The organism is Aquibium sp. ELW1220 (genome assembly GCF_030398385.1).
Lineage (GTDB): Bacteria > Pseudomonadota > Alphaproteobacteria > Rhizobiales > Rhizobiaceae > Aquibium.
On the sequence record NZ_JAOAOQ010000004.1, the window covers coordinates 137,069 to 153,710 of the forward strand.

At 67.8% G+C, this 16,642-nt stretch carries 14 protein-coding genes and 1 pseudogene; 9 read left to right on the top strand and 6 right to left on the bottom strand.

Annotation, left to right across the window (positions count from 1 at the left end; translation table 11 throughout):
* Positions 1–28 precede the first annotated feature (28 nt).
* From N1F91_RS05375 to N1F91_RS05390, 4 genes are read left to right on the top strand one after another with little or no spacing between them, the layout of a single operon-like run.
* Complete coding sequence (locus N1F91_RS05375) at positions 29–1,036, top strand: MoxR family ATPase (protein WP_289990715.1); 1,008 nt, start codon at positions 29–31, stop codon at positions 1,034–1,036.
* Positions 1,036–1,950: a DUF58 domain-containing protein gene (locus tag N1F91_RS05380; protein ID WP_289990716.1), complete on the top strand. Its 915-nt coding sequence runs from the start codon at positions 1,036–1,038 to the stop codon at positions 1,948–1,950. The genes N1F91_RS05375 and N1F91_RS05380 overlap by 1 nt, the downstream gene beginning before the upstream one ends.
* Positions 1,947–4,793, top strand: coding sequence for a DUF4159 domain-containing protein (locus N1F91_RS05385; protein ID WP_289990717.1), 2,847 nt, complete (start codon positions 1,947–1,949; stop codon positions 4,791–4,793). The genes N1F91_RS05380 and N1F91_RS05385 overlap by 4 nt, the downstream gene beginning before the upstream one ends.
* Positions 4,794–4,824: 31 nt before the next feature.
* Positions 4,825–6,894 (top strand): hypothetical protein, encoded by a 2,070-nt coding sequence (locus N1F91_RS05390; protein ID WP_289990718.1) that lies wholly within the window; start codon positions 4,825–4,827, stop codon positions 6,892–6,894.
* 10 nt (positions 6,895–6,904) lie between these two features.
* On the opposite strand, the gene N1F91_RS05395 is transcribed toward N1F91_RS05390, so the two are convergent.
* On the bottom strand, positions 6,905–7,450 hold the full coding sequence (locus N1F91_RS05395) for an N-acetyltransferase (protein ID WP_289990719.1): 546 nt from the start codon (positions 7,448–7,450) through the stop codon (positions 6,905–6,907).
* Between the two features lie 284 nt (positions 7,451–7,734).
* On the opposite strand from N1F91_RS05395, the gene N1F91_RS05400 reads away from it, so the two are divergent.
* Complete coding sequence (locus N1F91_RS05400; RefSeq protein ID WP_289990720.1) at positions 7,735–8,745, top strand: glutathione S-transferase family protein; 1,011 nt, start codon at positions 7,735–7,737, stop codon at positions 8,743–8,745.
* Here N1F91_RS05400 and N1F91_RS05405 read toward each other — a convergent pair.
* Positions 8,736–9,236 carry an NUDIX domain-containing protein gene (locus tag N1F91_RS05405; RefSeq protein WP_289990721.1) on the bottom strand — a complete coding sequence of 167 codons (501 nt, stop codon included), beginning with the start codon at positions 9,234–9,236 and terminating at the stop codon, positions 8,736–8,738. The two genes, N1F91_RS05400 and N1F91_RS05405, sit on opposite strands and share 10 nt — an antisense overlap.
* Before the next feature lie 53 nt (positions 9,237–9,289).
* Here N1F91_RS05405 and N1F91_RS05410 point away from each other — a divergent pair, with 53 nt between their 5' ends.
* Positions 9,290–10,219, top strand: a complete 930-nt coding sequence (locus N1F91_RS05410) for a metallophosphoesterase (RefSeq protein ID WP_289990722.1) — start codon at positions 9,290–9,292, stop codon at positions 10,217–10,219.
* Positions 10,220–10,542: 323 nt separating this feature from the next.
* On the opposite strand, the pseudogene N1F91_RS05415 reads toward N1F91_RS05410, so the two are convergent.
* Positions 10,543–10,959: pseudogene (locus N1F91_RS05415) on the bottom strand (hypothetical protein); the annotation flags it as partial.
* 229 nt (positions 10,960–11,188) lie between these two features.
* Between N1F91_RS05415 and N1F91_RS05420 the strand changes: the two are divergent.
* The gene (locus N1F91_RS05420) at positions 11,189–12,571 is read left to right on the top strand and encodes an adenylate/guanylate cyclase domain-containing protein (protein ID WP_289990723.1); all 1,383 of its coding nucleotides are present in this window, start codon (positions 11,189–11,191) and stop codon (positions 12,569–12,571) included.
* A gap of 14 nt (positions 12,572–12,585) precedes the next feature.
* Here N1F91_RS05420 and N1F91_RS05425 read toward each other — a convergent pair whose 3' ends face one another.
* The 3 genes from N1F91_RS05425 to N1F91_RS05435 form a co-directional block, all read right to left on the bottom strand.
* Positions 12,586–13,347, bottom strand: coding sequence for an alpha/beta fold hydrolase (locus tag N1F91_RS05425; RefSeq protein ID WP_289990724.1), 762 nt, complete (start codon positions 13,345–13,347; stop codon positions 12,586–12,588).
* Entirely contained in the window at positions 13,337–15,106 is a 1,770-nt protein-coding gene (gene leuA / locus N1F91_RS05430) for a 2-isopropylmalate synthase (protein WP_289990725.1), read from the bottom strand. The genes N1F91_RS05425 and leuA overlap by 11 nt, the downstream gene beginning before the upstream one ends.
* A 425-nt stretch (positions 15,107–15,531) precedes the next feature.
* Positions 15,532–15,744 carry a type II toxin-antitoxin system VapB family antitoxin gene (locus tag N1F91_RS05435; protein ID WP_289990726.1) on the bottom strand — a complete coding sequence of 71 codons (213 nt, stop codon included), beginning with the start codon at positions 15,742–15,744 and terminating at the stop codon, positions 15,532–15,534.
* Positions 15,745–15,918: 174 nt separating this feature from the next.
* Here N1F91_RS05435 and N1F91_RS05440 point away from each other — a divergent pair, with 174 nt between their 5' ends.
* Together N1F91_RS05440 and N1F91_RS05445 are read left to right on the top strand one after the other, a co-directional pair.
* The gene (locus N1F91_RS05440; protein WP_289990727.1) at positions 15,919–16,176 is read left to right on the top strand and encodes a type II toxin-antitoxin system prevent-host-death family antitoxin; all 258 of its coding nucleotides are present in this window, start codon (positions 15,919–15,921) and stop codon (positions 16,174–16,176) included.
* The gene (locus N1F91_RS05445; RefSeq protein ID WP_289990728.1) at positions 16,173–16,568 is read left to right on the top strand and encodes a type II toxin-antitoxin system VapC family toxin; all 396 of its coding nucleotides are present in this window, start codon (positions 16,173–16,175) and stop codon (positions 16,566–16,568) included. The genes N1F91_RS05440 and N1F91_RS05445 overlap by 4 nt, the downstream gene beginning before the upstream one ends.
* The last annotated feature ends 74 nt before the right edge of the window (positions 16,569–16,642 follow it).

The window sequence follows — 16,642 nt, forward strand, 5'->3', positions numbered from 1 at the left end:
GGTTCGCGGCAAACAGAGGGAAACACGCATGGGCGTTATGGCGAAAGACAAGGCGATCAGTGACGCGGACATGATCGCCGAGGCCGAAGCCGCCCTGGCGGACCTCGCGCGGATCCGCGCAGGCGTCGGCAAGGTCATCTTCGGTCAGGAGATGGTGGTCGAGCGCACCATGGTGGCGATCCTGGCCGGCGGCCATGCCCTTCTGGTCGGCGTTCCCGGGCTCGCCAAGACGAAGCTCGTCGAGACGCTCGGCACCGTGCTCGGCCTCGACGCCCGCCGCATCCAGTTCACGCCCGACCTGATGCCCTCCGACATCCTCGGTTCCGAGGTGATGGAGCAGGACGAGGCTGGCAAGCGCTTCTTCCGCTTCCTGCCAGGCCCGATCTTCGCCCAGCTGCTGATGGCCGACGAGATCAACCGCGCCAGCCCGCGCACGCAGTCGGCACTGCTGCAGGCGATGCAGGAGTATCACGTGACGATCGCCGGTGCCCGGCACGACCTGCCCGCCCCGTTCCACGTGCTTGCCACCCAGAACCCGCTGGAGCAGGAGGGCACCTATCCTCTGCCCGAGGCGCAGCTCGACCGCTTCCTGATGCAGGTCGACATTCTCTACCCCGAACTGGAGGCCGAGCGCCGCATCCTGCTCGAGACCACGGGCATGGCCGACAGCCGCGCCGAGAACGTGCTGTCTGCCGAGCGGCTGCGGGCGATCCAGGCGCTGGTCCGGCGCATGCCGGTGCCGGAGAGCGTGGTCGAGGCGATCCTGACTCTGGTGCGCTCGGCGCGCCCGGGCAACGGCAATCCGGATACCGACAAGCACGTCGCCTGGGGCCCCGGACCGCGCGCCAGCCAGGCGCTGACGCTCTGCGCCCGCGCCCGCGCCCTTTATGACGGCCGGCTGGCTCCGTCCGTCGACGACGTGCACGCCCTCGCCGAGCCTGTCCTGCAGCACCGCATGGCGCTGACCTTTGCCGCCCGCGCCGAAGGCATGAACGTGCGCGACGTGATAGCCCGGCTGGTGAAAGCATCCGCCTGATGGCCCGTGTCGGCGAGCAGACGGCCCCGGTCACGACTCGCGATGCGCTGGCGCGCGGACGGTTGCGGGCGTCTCTGGTCCCTGATCTGCTGGTCGACGCGCGCCGCATCGCCAACACCGTGATCTCCGGCTGGCACGGACGGCGGCGCCGGGGCGTCGGCGAGAACTTCTGGCAGTTCCGCCCCTATGTCGAAGGCGAGGCCGTGTCGCGCATCGACTGGCGCCGCTCGGCCCGCGACGACCAGCATACCTTCGTGCGCGACCGCGAATGGGAAGCCGCCCATACCGTCTGGCTCTGGGCCGATCCCTCGCCCTCGATGCTCTACAAGTCGGCCTCTGCCAGCGTGTCGAAGGAATCGCGTGCGCTGGTTCTGGTGCTGGCCATGGCCGAGCTTCTGTCGCGCAGCGGCGAGCGCATCGCCTGGCCCGGCCTCTCCGATCCCTTCACGGCCCGCAACGGCGCCGAACGGCTGGCGGCAGTGCTCGCCCAGGCCGCCGACGTGCCCGCCCGCCCCGATCTCCTGGCCATCCGCCGCTTCTCCGACCTCGTGGTGGCGAGCGACTTCCTCGACCCTGTCGAGGAGACGATGGAATGGCTGGACGTGCTGGCAAGGCATGGCGTGCGCGTGCACCTGGTCGAGATCGCCGATCCGGCCGAGGAGACTTTCCCCTATTCGGGGCGCACCGAATTCGTCGATCCCGAGACGCAGCAGAAATACACGGCCGGCCGCGCCGAGACCCTGTCGCAGGAATATCGCCGCCTCTACGTCGCCAGGCGCGAGGCGCTGATCTCCTGGAGCACAAGGCTCGGCTGGAGCTATACGGTCAACCACACCGACCGCCTCGCCTCGGATGCGCTGGTCCGCCTTCACATGGCAATGTCGGGCGGAATCGGAAACGGAGGCGCGCGATGAACTTCCTCGCCTTCGGCCAGCCGCTCGTCCTGTTCGGTCTGCTCGCGCTTCCGGTGATCTGGTGGCTGCTGCGCCTCACCCCGCCGAAGCCGCAGACGGAAGTGTTTCCGCCGCTGCGCATCCTGATGCGCGTGCTCAAGCCCGAGGAGACGCCGCACCAGAGCCCTTGGTGGCTGACGCTGTTGCGGCTCATGATGGCGGCGCTGGTCATCTTCGCTCTGGCCGATCCGGTGTTCAATCCGCGCGAGCGGCTGGAAACCGGTGGCGGCGCGGTGGCGATCGTCATGGACAATGGCTGGGCGACCGCCGACGACTGGGATCTGCGGGTCGCGACTGCCGAGCGCCTGATTGCCGATGCCGGCGCCTCGGAGGCCCCGGTCATCCTCGCCTTCACGGCGGACAAGCCCAACGCCGAGATCGGACCGTTCGACGCCGAGCAGGCCGTCGACCGGCTGCGCGCGGCCGAGCCTCGCCCCGTGCCGGCGGACCGTGCCAGCGTCTATGGCCGTGTGGCGGCGGCGCTCGAGACGGCGCCGGGCACGACGGTGGCAGTGCTGACAGATGGCCTCGCCACCGCGGGTGACCAGGCCGCGTTCTCCGCCCTGCTCGCAGAAAACGCCGGCCGACTCGTCTGGATCGAACCGGAGCGCCTGACGATGGCGGGCCTTACGGCCGTCGACAACCAGCCCGACGCCTTCCTCGCCACGGCGGTGCGTCCGGCCGGCGATACCGCGCCGCGACAGCTGACGGCAGGGGCCTTCGACGATCGCGGCCGTCGCATCGCCGACACCGTCTTCACCTTCGGCCTGGGTGAGACGACGGCCGTCGGCGAGATCCGTGTCCCCTTCGAACTGCGCAACGACTTCGCCGCCATCCGCCTCGACGGCGAAAACCAGGCCGCAGCCGTGCGCGTGCTCGACGAGAACTCCAGGCGCCGCCGCGTCGGGCTGATCTCGCAGTCGGAAGCCGACCAGGCGCAACCGCTGCTGTCGCCGCTGTACTACATCCGCCGCGCGCTTCAGCCCTTCGCCGACCTCGTCGAGCCATCGACGCCGGACCTTGCCGAAGCGATCCCGCAGATCCTCGAGCAGAAGCCGGCGATGATCGTGATGGCCGATGTCGGCACCCTGCCGGACAATGCCCGCGACGCGCTGATCGACTGGTTGAACGAGGGCGGGACTCTCGTCCGCTTCGCCGGATCTCGACTGGCCGCGGCCGAGAACGATCCCGAGCTCCTGCCGGTGCGGCTGCGCCTGGGCGAACGCTCCCTGGGCGGCTCCTTGTCGTGGACCGAGCCGCAGGCCGTGGCGGAGTTCCCGGCGAGCGGCCCCTTCTCCGACCTGACGCCGCCCCGCGAGGTCTCCGTCGCGCGGCAGGTGCTGGCCGAGCCGACGCCCGACCTCTTCGAGCACACATGGGCGAGCCTCGCCGACGGCACCCCGCTGGTGACCGGTGCCCGCCGCGGCGACGGGACGCTGGTGCTCTTCCACGTGACGCCCGAGGCGACCTGGTCGAACCTGCCGATTTCGGGCAGCTTCGTGGAGATGCTGCGCCGCGTCGTGCAACTGTCGCGCAATCAGGGCGTGATCGACGCGTCGGGCCGCTCCGGCGAGCAGTCTCTGGCCCCCTATCGCATGATTGCCGCGAATGGCGCGCTCGTGCCGCCGCCGGCGGACGCCGAGCCACTGCTCGTCGGCGCCGGTGCCAGCCGCGGCGTCACGATCGCCAATCCGCCCGGTCTCTACGGCACCGACGAGGGCGTGGTTGCCCACAACCTTCTCCCCGCGGACGCGGTGCTGAGCCCGATCGAACGTCCAGAAACGTCGCTGCCGGTTTCCGAATTCGCCTATGCCGCCGATGAGTCCCGCGACCTGAAAGGCCTTCTCGTCGCGCTGGCGCTGGCGCTGATGGTGCTCGACACCCTCGCGGTGTTCTGGATGGGCGGTATCTTTCGGCGCGGCGGCCGGATGGGACGTCGTGCGGCTGGCAGCGCCGCGGCCGGGCTGCTGGCGCTCGCCGCGCTCGGCCTCGTCGTGCTGGCGCCCGGCCACGCGCTCGCTCAGGATGGCGTGCCCCAGGGCGGCATGAACGACGTCGACGCGGTCGACGCGGTGTCGAAGACCCGCATTGCCTATGTGTTGACGGGCGATTCGTCGGTCGACGCGGTCAGCCGCGCCGGACTGTCCGGCCTCACCCGCTTCCTGATCGAGAAGACGGCGCTGGAACCGGGGCAACCTGCCGGCATCGACGTCGAGACCGACGAGCTCTCGTTCTACCCGTTGATCTACTGGCCGATCGACGAGACCTCGGCGATGCCGAGCCAGGCCGCCATCGCGCGCGTCGACGCCTACATGCAGCAGGGCGGAACGGTGCTCTTCGACACCCGCGACCAGTTCTCCACCGGCATCGGCCTCTCAGGGTCGGCCAGTCCGGCGACGCAGCGTCTGCGCGACATCGTCGCCGGCCTCAACGTGCCGCCGCTGGAGCCGGTGCCTGACGACCATGTGCTGACCAAGTCCTTCTACATCCTCCAGAACTTCCCCGGCCGCTACAATGGCAGCCCGCTCTGGGTGGAAGCGTCGCTGGATGCGTCGAACGTCGAGGAGCGCCCGGTGCGGACGGGCGACGGCGTCTCGCCGATCATGATCACGGCCAACGACTTCGCCGGCGCCTGGGCGATCGACGCCAGCGGCGACCCGCTGCTGCCGACCGTGCCGGCCGATCCGATGCAGCGCGTCTACGCGCTGCGGTCGGGCGTCAACATCATGATGTACATGCTCACCGGCAACTACAAATCCGATCAGGTGCACGTGCCGATCCTGCTCGAGAGGCTCGGACAATGATGATGTTCACCGCCGCAGCCGGGAGGCCGACATGAACTGGTCCATCGCCTTCGAGCCGTTGCTCGACTGGGCCTGGCTCGGCGTCGTCCTCGTGCCGCTCGCCCTGCTCGCGCTGGCGGGCCTCGTGCTGCGCCAGCGGGGCGCGCCGTTCCGTGCCGCCGCGATGGCCGCGCTGGCGCTGGCGCTCCTCAACCCCGTCCTGCTCGACGAGGAACGCGACCAGTTGCAGAGCGTCGTTGCCATCGTCGCCGACCGCAGCCAGAGCCAGGAGATCGGCGACCGCGCCGCCATCACCGACGCCGCCGTCGAGGATCTGAAGGCCAGGCTGGCTCGATTCCCGCAATTCGACGTGCGCGTCGTCGATGCCGGTCGCGCAAGCGACAGCGAGGACCGCACCGAGACGCGCCTCTTCGGCGCACTGGACGGCGTGCTGCGCGACGTGCCGCAGTCGCGCGTGGCCGGAGCGATCCTGGTCACCGACGGCCAGGTGCACGACGTGCCGGAACGGCTGGAGGGGTCGAACGCGCCTCTCCATGCGCTGATCACGGGGTCGGAGGACGAGCGCGACCGGCGCGTTCGTTTCGAGAACGCGCCGCGCTTCGGCATCGTCGACCGGCCGCTCGCCATGACCTACCGCATCACCGACACCGCGGGCGGCCAGGACGCGGTTGACGTCCGCGTCAGCGTCAACGGCGAGCAGGTCGCCGTGGAAACGGCGATCGTCGGCGAGGAGATGTCGCTGGAGATCATCGTGCCCGGCGCCGGGCGCAACATCGTCGAACTGTCGATCGACCGTCTCGACGGCGAGATCACCGAGACCAACAACCGCGCCATCGCCCTGGTGGACGGCATCCGCGAGAACCTGCGCGTGCTGCTCGTGTCGGGCGAACCGCATGCCGGCGAGCGCACATGGCGCAATCTTCTGAAGTCTGATGCCGCGGTCGATCTGGTCCACTTCACCATCCTGCGGCCGCCGGAAAAGCAGGACGGCACGCCGATCAACGACCTGTCGCTGATCGCCTTTCCGACCCGCGAGCTCTTCGTCGAGAAGATCAACGATTTCGACCTGATCATCTTCGACCGCTATCAGCACCGCGACGTTCTGCCGATCCTCTATTACGACTACATCGCCGAATACGTTGAAAACGGCGGCGCGCTGCTGGTCGCGGCGGGTCCCGAATATGCCGGCGCGCAGTCGATCTCGCGCACGCCCCTGATGGCGGCGCTGCCGGGCCTGCCGACGGGCCAGGTGATCGAGCAGGGCTTCTTCCCGCGCCTGACCGAGACCGGCGAGCGCCATCCGGTGACGCGCGGTCTGGAAGGCTCGGGCCAGGAACCGCCGGCCTGGAGCCGCTGGTTCCGCCTGATCGGCATCGACCGCCCCGAGGGCCAGGTGGTCATGGACGGGCCGAACGACCAGCCGCTGCTCATCCTCAACCGCAAGGGCGAAGGCCGCGTCGGGATGTTCCTGTCCGACCAGGGATGGCTGTGGGCGCGCGGCTTCGAGGGCGGCGGCCCGCACGTCTCGCTCTACCGGCGCATCGCCCACTGGCTCATGAAGGAGCCTGAACTCGAGGAGGAGCGGCTGACGGCTTCCGGGCGCGGCATGACGCTCGACATCCGCCGCCAGTCGATGAGCGACGACCCGGGCGTAGCGAGCGTCATCACCCCGGCCGGCGAGCGCGTCGACGTGCCGCTCCAGGCCGAGAGCCCCGGCATTTTCACCGCAAGCACGACCGTGGAGGACATCGGCCTCTATCAGGTGGCCAACGGCGATCTCGCCACGCTCGCCCATGTCGGACCGGTGAACGCGCCGGAATTCGCCGAGACCATCTCCACGACCGAGGTGCTCGCACCGTTGGCCGAGGCCACCGGCGGCAGCGTACGGCGGCTGGAAGGCATTGCCGGCGGCCTGTCGATGCCCGGCATCGTGCCTGTTCGCGCGAGCGGCGCCACGTCGGGCAGCGACTGGATCGGCTTGCGCACGACGGACGATTCGGTGCTTCGATCGGTCAACCGCGTGCCGCTGTTCGGCGGCTTCCTCGGGCTCGGCCTGCTGCTTCTGGCGCTCGGCTCGATGTGGTGGCGCGAGGGGCGTTGAGCCCTTCGCTTCACGCAGTTGCCGCGACGCGCTCCTTCGCGCCTGACGGCGCATCCGCGACGAAATCGGCGTGCCGCATCTCGCCGGTCAGCGCCGCCAGCGCACCGGGCTCGATCTCGTGGACCAGCAGCCTGCGATAATCCACCGGGCGCGGCATGGTGATCTGGCCGATCGGCACCTGCCGGAAACCGAGCGGACCGTAATAGGGCTCGTCGCCGACGAGGATGACGGACGCCCAGCCGGCATCCCGCGCCGCCTCGAGCGCGATCCGCACCAGCTTGCGTCCGATGCCGAGGTCCTTGTGCGACGGCCGGACGGCCAGCGGGCCGAGCAGCAGCGAACGCCCTTCCCCCGCCGCAATGCGCGTCAGCCGCACGGTGGCGACGACGCGCCCCTCATGCGTGGCAACGAAGGACAGCGCCCGCTCGTGCGGACCACCCTCGCGGATCTTGTAGGCCGCGCGGGCGAAACGCCCGGGCCCGAAAGCCTCGGCGTTGATCTCCTCGATCTCATGGTCGTGCGCGGCCGTCTCGGCCAGATAGCTGATCTCGTGCATGAAACTCGTCCGTATCGTCGGGAAGGATGCCGCGGCTGCGGCGGACGCAAAGAGTCGGCGCCGGTCAGGCGCGGGCGCTCATTCGTCGTCGTGCGATACGGGTAGCGGACACGGGTGTTCCTCACAGGTTCGGCTCCGCTATCACCATTTTCGGGTATCGTCCATCGACATTTCACCGGACGACTTCGTTCCGGTGGCCAGGGTGACGAACTGTTCAGGCGCCGGACCGTTGGGATGAACGGGCAGGCAGCCTAGGTTAGTGTGGACAGAACAGGAGACGATCGATGGGATTGCTGGTCGACGGCACGTGGCAGGACAAGTGGTACGACACCTCGAAGAGCGGCGGGCGCTTCCAGCGCTCCGAGTCGCAGTTCCGCGATTTCGTCACAGTCGACGGCGCCCCCGCTAAGGGGCGCACGCGCGGCTTCAAGGCGGAGCCGGGGCGCTACCACCTCTACGTCTCGCTCGCCTGTCCCTGGGCGCACCGGACGCTGATCTTCCGCGCGCTGAAGAAGCTCGAGGACGTCATCTCCGTCTCGATCGTCGACCACTTCATGGGCAAGGATGGCTGGACCTTCGTCGAGCGCGACGGATCCACCGGCGATACACTTCACGGCTCGGACTTCCTGCACCAGATCTACACCAGGGCCGATCCGGCCTATTCCGGCCGCGTCACCGTGCCGGTGCTGTGGGACAAGCAGGAGGAAACGATCGTCTCCAACGAATCCTCCGAAATCATCCGGATGCTGAACAAGGCTTTCGATGCCTGGGGCGACTCGTCGGTCGACTTCTACCCGGAAGGTCTTCGCGCAGAGATCGATGCCTGGAACGAGCGCGTCTACGGCTCGATCAACAATGGCGTCTACCGCTGCGGCTTCGCCACCACCCAGGAAGCCTATGACGAGGCTTTCGACGAACTCTTCGGCGCACTCGACGCGGTGGAGGAGCAGTTGTCGAAGCACCGGTACCTGGCCGGCGATTCCTTGACCGAAGCCGACTGGCGGCTGTTCACCACGCTGGTGCGCTTCGATCCGGTCTATTTCGGCCACTTCAAGTGCAACCTGCGCCGGATCGCCGACTATCCCAACCTGTGGAACTACACCTGCGACCTATTCCAGGTGGCCGGCGTGGCCGAAACGGTCGACCTGCACCACATCAAGCATCACTACTACGGCAGCCACCAGACCATCAATCCGACGCGGATCGTGCCGCGCGGCCCGGCGATCGACTACGCGCAGCCGCACGATCGCGACCGGTTCGCTCCGGGCGGCCGAGGCGAAGCGAACTACCAGTAGGGCGACGGCGCCCTGCCCTCGAACTGTTCGGCCAGCCGCGCGCGCGTTGCGCGCGTGGTGCCTTCGGGGAGCGCGTCGAGGCGGAAGAACGCCGCTTCGGCGATCTCCCTGTCGGCCTGCTTCGGCGCGGTCTGGTGAAAGTCGCTGACGACGTAGAGGGCGACGTGATCGCGCCGGCTGGCGGCGCGGTTGTAGTACATGGCGGCAAGCCGCGGCGCGCCGCGCATCTCGATGTTGCATTCCTCGATGAGTTCGTGGCGCAACGCCTCCACCAGCGTCTCCCCGGTCTCCACCCCGCCCCCCGGCAGTTGCCAGCCGGCGACATAGGTGTGCCGCACGAGGAACACGGTGCCCTCGGCTTCGTTGACAACGAGCGCCCGTACGCCGAGCGTCATCGGCCGCCGCAGCAGGAACCAGAGGTGGAACAGGCGTCCGCGCAGGCGAGCCAGCCGGTTCCGGCCAAAGGGACCGGGGTCGCGCCGCTCGCTCATCCGCGCGACCGTCCGCACTGGTACGCGCGCGGTCCCTGTCCTAGAAGGTTCCGATGTTTCGTCTCGCGCATCTCTCAGACCTGCATCTCGGCCCCCTGCCGGACATCTCCTACCGGGAACTCGCTTCCAAGCGCATTACCGGCTACGTGAACTGGCAGAGACATCGCCGCAAGGCGATCCACAACGGCGTCACCGACGCCCTCCTGCAGGACATCGCCCGGCACGACGTCGACCACCTCGCAGTTACCGGCGACCTCGTCAACCTCGCGCTCGACGCCGAGATCGACATCGCCCGCGAGTGGCTGGCGATGGCCGGCGACCCCGAGCGCCTCTCGGTCGTGCCGGGCAATCACGACGCCTATGTGCCCGGCGCGCTGCACAAGGCCTGCAAGGCCTGGCGTCCCTGGATGACCGGCGAGAAGACGCATGTCTGGCAGAGCGAATCGGGGTTTCCCTACCTGCGCACCTACGGCAACGTGGCGCTGATCGGCGTGTCTTCGGCGCATGCGACAGCCCCGTTCCTGGCGCTCGGCACCTTCCGCGAGGAACAGGCGGCGAGCGTGGCGAAACTGCTCGACATGGCCGCCGGGCGTGGCCTCTTCCGGATCGTCATGATCCACCATCCGCCCGTGCGCGGCCTGACAACCGCCCACAAGCGCCTCTACGGCATCGGGCTGTTCCAGAAGACCATCGCCCGCCACGGCGCCGAACTCGTGCTGCACGGACACACGCATGACCCGACACTGTCCTGGATTCGCGGCAAGGGACACCGGGTGCCGGTGCTGGGCGTCACTGCGGCCGGCCAGGGCACGGCCGGAGAGAAGCAGCCGGCGCAGTACAATTTGATCGAGATCGACGGTGAACCGGGCGCCTGGCGGGTGATGCATTCGCGCCGGGGTATCAAGGGTCAGATCCCCATCCTCAAAGTTGAGGGAGGCGAGCCGACGGACCTTTTCTCGGCGCCTCAGTTCGACGCGAAATAGGCGGCGATGCGATCGTAGTAGACGGCGGCGAGCACCGCCAGGCCGGCCAGCGCGCCGGCCAGCACCACGCCGACCCCGGAGAGGAACGCGCGCAACCGCCCGGGCGGGCGGCGCGGCATCCGGTAAGCCTGCCCGTCGTCCCTTCCATCCTCCTCCTCGGCACGGCCACGGCCGGCGTAGGACAGCAGCGAACCGCCCTGTCGTTCGTCCCGAGCAGGAGATGGCGGAGCATGGTCGCGCGGACCTTGCGTGTCCCGGCGGCGAGGCGCCTGCCGGAACGGTTCGTCGTCAGCCGGAGCACGGTCACGCTGCACCAGCACCGGCTCCACGGGGCCGTCCAGCCAGCGCTGCCGTTCGACCATGCGCTCGGCGATGTAGCGGGTGACCTGCTGCGCGACCGGCCGCATGTCGGTCGATTCCGCCAGGACGATGCGCCCCATCCGCGTGTCGCGGACGAAGCGGTAGGTGCGGCGATCGCGGCCCATGGCCACATGGCTGACGGCGTCGATCCATAGCCGCGGCTGAAGCCCGGACGAGATCGCGAAGTCGAACAGGATTTCCTCGTCGGGCACCTCGGCAAACACCGGCGCCAGTTCCTGTGCCAGCAGTTCCAGCCGCATCCGGGCGGCCTCGCGCATGTCGACGACGACATCCTCGCGCTCGGCGGCGGCGATCCTGATCTCGCGGATGGCCTGCGAAAGCCGGCCCTGCCGGTCAGCAACGCTGTCCCTGTCGTTCATCCGATGGCTCCACGCGCCTGCACACAATTAACCGAACGTTAACACAGCCGCGCCGGCGAACAAAAGGCGAATTCGAAGCATCGTAAACGCGGCGGCACCGGCCGGGATCGCGTGGTTTCAACTTCGGCTCCGCCCGGCTATCTTGGCGGACGAGCAACGAGCGGAATCAACGATGGCATTGGCGGATCGCGTGGGAACGGCAATCGCGGGCCGCAGGATGCGGCGTCGCGTGAACTTTCCCAAACTGCTCGACGAGACGTTCCGCAGCCACGAGCGAGAAGGTCGCAAGCTGCAGTTCCACGGCAGATCCGTCTCGCTGCTCATGGCCTTCGTCCTGACCTACTTCATTGTCCCCTATCCGGAGGCCTATTTCTATCAGGGCACCATGGTGCTCTTCATCCTGACCGGTTTCGTACCGACCTGGCTGGACCGGCGCGGCTGGCTGCGCGAGTGGCATCCCTACCTGTTCGTGACGCTCGACTTCGTCGCCCTCACCTTCATGATGGTCGTCCCCAATCCGCTCGCGCCGGCCGATCTGCCGCCGCAGATCATGCTGCATTTCGACCCGTCTCTCTATCTGTTCCTCCTGCTGTCGAGCCTCGCCTTCGCCGACAGCCCGCGCCTCGTCGTCTGGGGCGGCGTCGTCGGCGCGGCGAGTTGGATGGTCGGCATCGCCTGGCTCGCCTCGCTGCCCGACAGCATCGTGATCTGGCCCGGCAACGGTTCCATCGGCCTGAATGACGTGCAGACGCGACTGCGCATCGTCGGCACGCCGACGACCGTCGATCTCAGCGTACAGATGCAGACCTCCATGATCTTAATCATGGTTTCGCTGGTGCTAGCGGCCGGTGTCGCACGCTCGCGGCGCCTGGTGTGGCGCTATGCCGTCATCGAGCGCCAGCGCCTCAACCTCGCCCGGTATTTTCCGCCGGCCACGGTCGATCAGCTCGCCCGCGAGGATGAGCCGCTGCAGCACATCCGGGAGGTCAGGGCGGCGATCCTCTTCGCCGATCTCGTCGGTTTCACGCGCTGGTCGGAACGACACACCCCGGCCCAGACCATCGCCATGCTGCGGGAGGTGCACGGGCTGCTCGAGGAGGCCGTGTTCCGCCATGGCGGAACGCTGGACAAGTTCATCGGCGACGGTGTGATGGCGACCTTCGGCACCCCGGAGCCGACGTCACGCGACGCCATCAATGCGTTCAGATGCGTCAAGGCGATCCTCGAAGACTTCGCAAAGTTGAACGCGCGGCGGATCGAGCGCGGCGAGGAGACGATCCAGATCGCCGTCGGCGCGCATTACGGCTCCGTCGTCGTCGGCAACATCGGCACCGACCGGCGACTGGAACTGGGCGTCATCGGCGATACGGTGAACGTCGCGAGCCGACTGGAAGAACTGACGCGACAGATCGGCCGCGCGGCCATTGTCAGCGACGACCTCGTGTCCGACATGCGGCGCGAGGATGCCGAGGGGGCCGAATTGCTGCTGGCCGGCTTCGACGATCTCGGCGGCAACCAGCTCGACGGCCGCCGCCAGGACGTAGGGGTCTGGGCAAGCGCCCAGACGCTCCTGACGGCAGAGAGCCGCTCGCGCTGGGCGCGTTCGGCCTAGGCGGCGCCGCCTGGCTAGCCGCGCAGCGACCTGCGGATGGCGCGGATGACCGGCTCCTTGGCTTCCTCGAGCAGCATGTGCCCCTTGCCGGGCAGCGTCTCCAGCGCGATGTTCCCGGGCAGATCCGTCGTCTGCCCGTAGGGCAGGACGGTGTCTTCGGTTCCCCAGAGCACCCTGGTCGGCATGGCGAGCGTCGCCAGCGTGTCGCGCGGGATCTCGCCCTGCCGATCGCCTTTGGTGATGAGGGCGCCGATCTCGATCAGTTTCTCGCGCTGCCCCGGGACGGCCCGGACCGCCATCAGGCCGGCGACGAACTTGGTCGGCATCGGGAAGCCGGGCGCCGACATCTCGTCCATGCAGGCGCGCAGCTCATCCGCGTTCGCAGCCGCCGCATAGCGCCGGAGCAGGTCGAAATTGATCTCGGGGCCGAAACCGCCCGGCGCCACGAGGGTCAGCGACGCAACCGCTTCCGGCGCCCTGAGCGCAGCGAGCACCGCGATCGCGCCGCCCATCGAATGCCCCGCGAAGTGCACCCGCGAATGGCCGCGGGCGGCGAGGTCGGCAAGGATCGCCTTCGCCGCCACATGCGCCGGGCCGGCTCCGGGAAAGGCCAGCGACCGCCCGTGTCCCGGCAGATCATAGGCGAGCACCCGTGCGCCGGCGGCAAGCGCCGGCTGGATGTCGTACCAGCCGTCGTGATGACCGCCGAAACCGTGCAGGAGGACGACCGTCTCGGTCCCCTTCCCCTGCACGCGCGCATAGATGTCAGTGGTCATCCATCCCCTCCCCGGGATCACTCACGGCCGGGCTCCAAAACTTCCCGAGGATCCTGTTGGCGGCCGACACCACCGCCTCGAGCGACGCGGCGACGATGTTGGTGTTGATGCCGGCACCGAACAGTTTTCCGCCCGGATGCTCCATCTCCATGTAGCTGATCGCCGCGGCATTGGAGCCGCTGTGCATCGAATGCTCGGAATAGTCGAGCACCGTCATCGGCACGCCGATGTGGCGCGAGAGCGCATCGACGAAACCGTCGATAGGGCCGGTGCCGGAGCCGGTGATCGTGACCTCCCTGCCATTGTCGACGATCGTTGCCTCGACGATCCGCCGGCCCTTGGCCGCCGTATCGGGATAGGTGTGGTGGTCGACGAACTTCAGCCGACCGTCCGGCTGCTCGACATAGAGCTCGAGGAAGCGGTCGTGGATTCGCTTCGACGACAATTCCTTGCCTTGCGCGTCGGTGATCGCCTGGATGTCCTTCGAGAACTCCACCTGCAGGTTGCGCGGCAGGTTCAGCCCGTAATCGGCCTGGAGGATGTAGGCGATGCCGCCCTTGCCCGACTGCGAGTTGATGCGGATGATCGCCTCGTAGGTGCGGCCGACATCCTGCGGGTCGATCGGCAGGTAAGGCACTTCCCACAATTCCGTGTTGGCCTTCGCCTTGGCCTTCATCCCCTTGTTGATGGCGTCCTGGTGCGAGCCGGAAAAGGCCGTGTAGACCAGTTCACCGACATAGGGGTGGCGCTCGGGCACCGGCATCTGGTTCGAGTACTCGAACACCTCCTTGATGCGGTTGATGTCGGTGCAGTCGAGTTCGGGATCGACGCCCTGCGTGTACATGTTGAGCGCCAGCGTCACGACATCGACATTGCCGGTGCGCTCGCCATTGCCGAACAGCGTGCCTTCGACGCGGTCGGCGCCGGCCATCAGGCCGAGCTCGGTGGCCGCGATGCCGGTGCCGCGATCATTGTGCGGGTGCAGCGAGATGATCAGGCTGTCGCGGTTGTCGAGGTTGCGGCACATCCACTCGATCTCGTCGGCATAGATGTTGGGCGTCGACATCTCCACCGTCGCCGGCAGGTTGAGGATCAGCCGGTGCTCCGGCGTCGGCTTCACGATCTCGGCGACCGCGTTGCAGATCTCCAGCGCCACTTCGAGTTCCGTGCCGGTGAAGCTCTCGGGAGAATACTCGAAGCGGTAGCCGCCGCCCGCCTTCGCCGCCATGTCGGTGATCAGCTTGGCCGCGTCGGTGGCGATCTGCTTGATGCCGCGCACGTCCTTCTCGAACACGACGCGCCGCTGCAATTCGCTGGTGGAATTGTAGAAGTGCACGATCGGCGTCCTTGCACCCTGCAGCGCCTCGAAGGTGCGCGCGATCAGTTCCGGCCGGCACTGGACCAGCACCTGCAGGTCGACGTCGTCGGCAACGTTGCCTTCCTCGATGCACCAGCGGGCGAAGTCGAAATCGGTCTGCGAGGCCGACGGGAAGCCGATCTCGATCTCCTTGAAGCCCATGTCGAGCAGGAGCGCGAACATGCGCGCCTTGCGGTCGTGGCCCATCGGGTCGACCAGCGCCTGGTTGCCGTCGCGCAGGTCGACCGAGCACCAGATCGGCGCCTTCTCGATGCGCTTGCCGGGCCATGTACGGTCGGGCAGGACGATGGCCGGATAGGGATGATACTTGCGCGGCGCGTCGGGCATTCCCTTGGAGGAACGCTGGCCGCTGGAGGCAGTGAAGGTTTCGGGCTTGTTCATGGTCGTCGCTCCCGCGCCTGCCGGACCGTCAGGCCGGGGCGCTCATATCACGGATTTGCTGGATTGCGAGTATCGGGAGCACGGCGCTTCGGCGTCGAACCGATCGCCGGGCGCTCCCTGTCAGCGGACCCGGCGATCGCCGATAAGACCGAGAAGAAGCAGCGTCGAGGACAGCGCACGCAGCGTCTCGCCGGCGAAGAACCGGGCGGACGAGGCTTTGGAGGTGGCGCGCATGGACGACATGATGGTGCGTATAGCGGGCTCAGCGGTGCGTGGCAAGGAGGGATTGCGACGGGTGCGGCGGCAGCAGCGAGACAGGTCGCTACGATGCGGAGGCCGAGATGGGGATGGGAGGCCATTGAGGCACGGGCGGCAGTCACTTGCCGATCCCGGCACAGGCCATTGCACCCAGCGCGTATCCACGATCATCGGCTTCCCTTTCCCGGCCTGTCCTCCCGTATCTCCGCCAGATCTCCCCCCCACCCGATCCCCCTCAGCTCGGAGATTGCCTGCAATTGCGCCTGTCGCTCGAGCAACACTCTCAATCCGGCTTCGACCGCCGCCGTCTCGTCGGGCAATCCGGTGATCCGCATGACTTCTTCTATGAATTGGGCGTCGATTTCGATCGTCGTGCGCATGTGCTGGACCGATACATCTTCTTCGGTCTGTCATTATGCACGTCCAAGTGGCGGGCATCAACGAAAGCGGGACAACCATCATCCCGAGTTGCAGCCATCTACTAGCGACAAGCGCTGTTCAATGTTGACTTGGACCATCTTCAGGACCAGATTCCCCCAATCTCGAGAGCCACGATGAAGGTATCGATCAGTGACGCCAAGGCGCGGTTGACCGATCTCGTCCGTCGCGCCGAAGCGGGCGAGGAGATCATCCTGACGCGCCACGGTCAGGCGGCGGTTCGCCTCGTCGTCGTCGGTGCCGCAGCGGACGCCGGGCAGCGCAGGGCGCTGATGGAGAAGGTGCGCCGTTCAGGCGCCGCAAAGGCGACCGCAGGACCCGATGCTGTCCGCAGCCAGGATTTCCTCTACGACGACGCCGGTCTGCCGGCGTGATCGTGGTCGATACATCCGCGCTGATGGCGATCGTGCTGGACGAACTGTCGGCAGACGCTTGCATGTCGGCGATCGCCGGCGCGGACGCCCTGCTCATCTCGGGCGGGACGGTCGCCGAAGCGCTCGTCGTCGCGGATCGCCGTAACGTCGGCGAGGACATGCGGGAACTGATCGACGGACTGGGCTTGGAGGTCGTAACGGTATCGAGAGCCTCCGCCGAGCGGGTCGCCGCTGCCTATGATCGCTGGGGAAAGGGCGCGCATCCAGCGGGGATCAACCTCGGCGACTGCTATGCCTACGCCGTCGCCAGGGAGCACGCATGTCCGCTGCTCTTCATCGGCGGCGACTTCGCTGCGACCGACATCGCGCCCGCCCTCCCCACCAACGAATGACGCCCGCTTTGCTGCAACCCGCCTCTTGCGCTCCGCAACATACCCGGTAGTATGTCGCGCGTCAGGGGAGGACA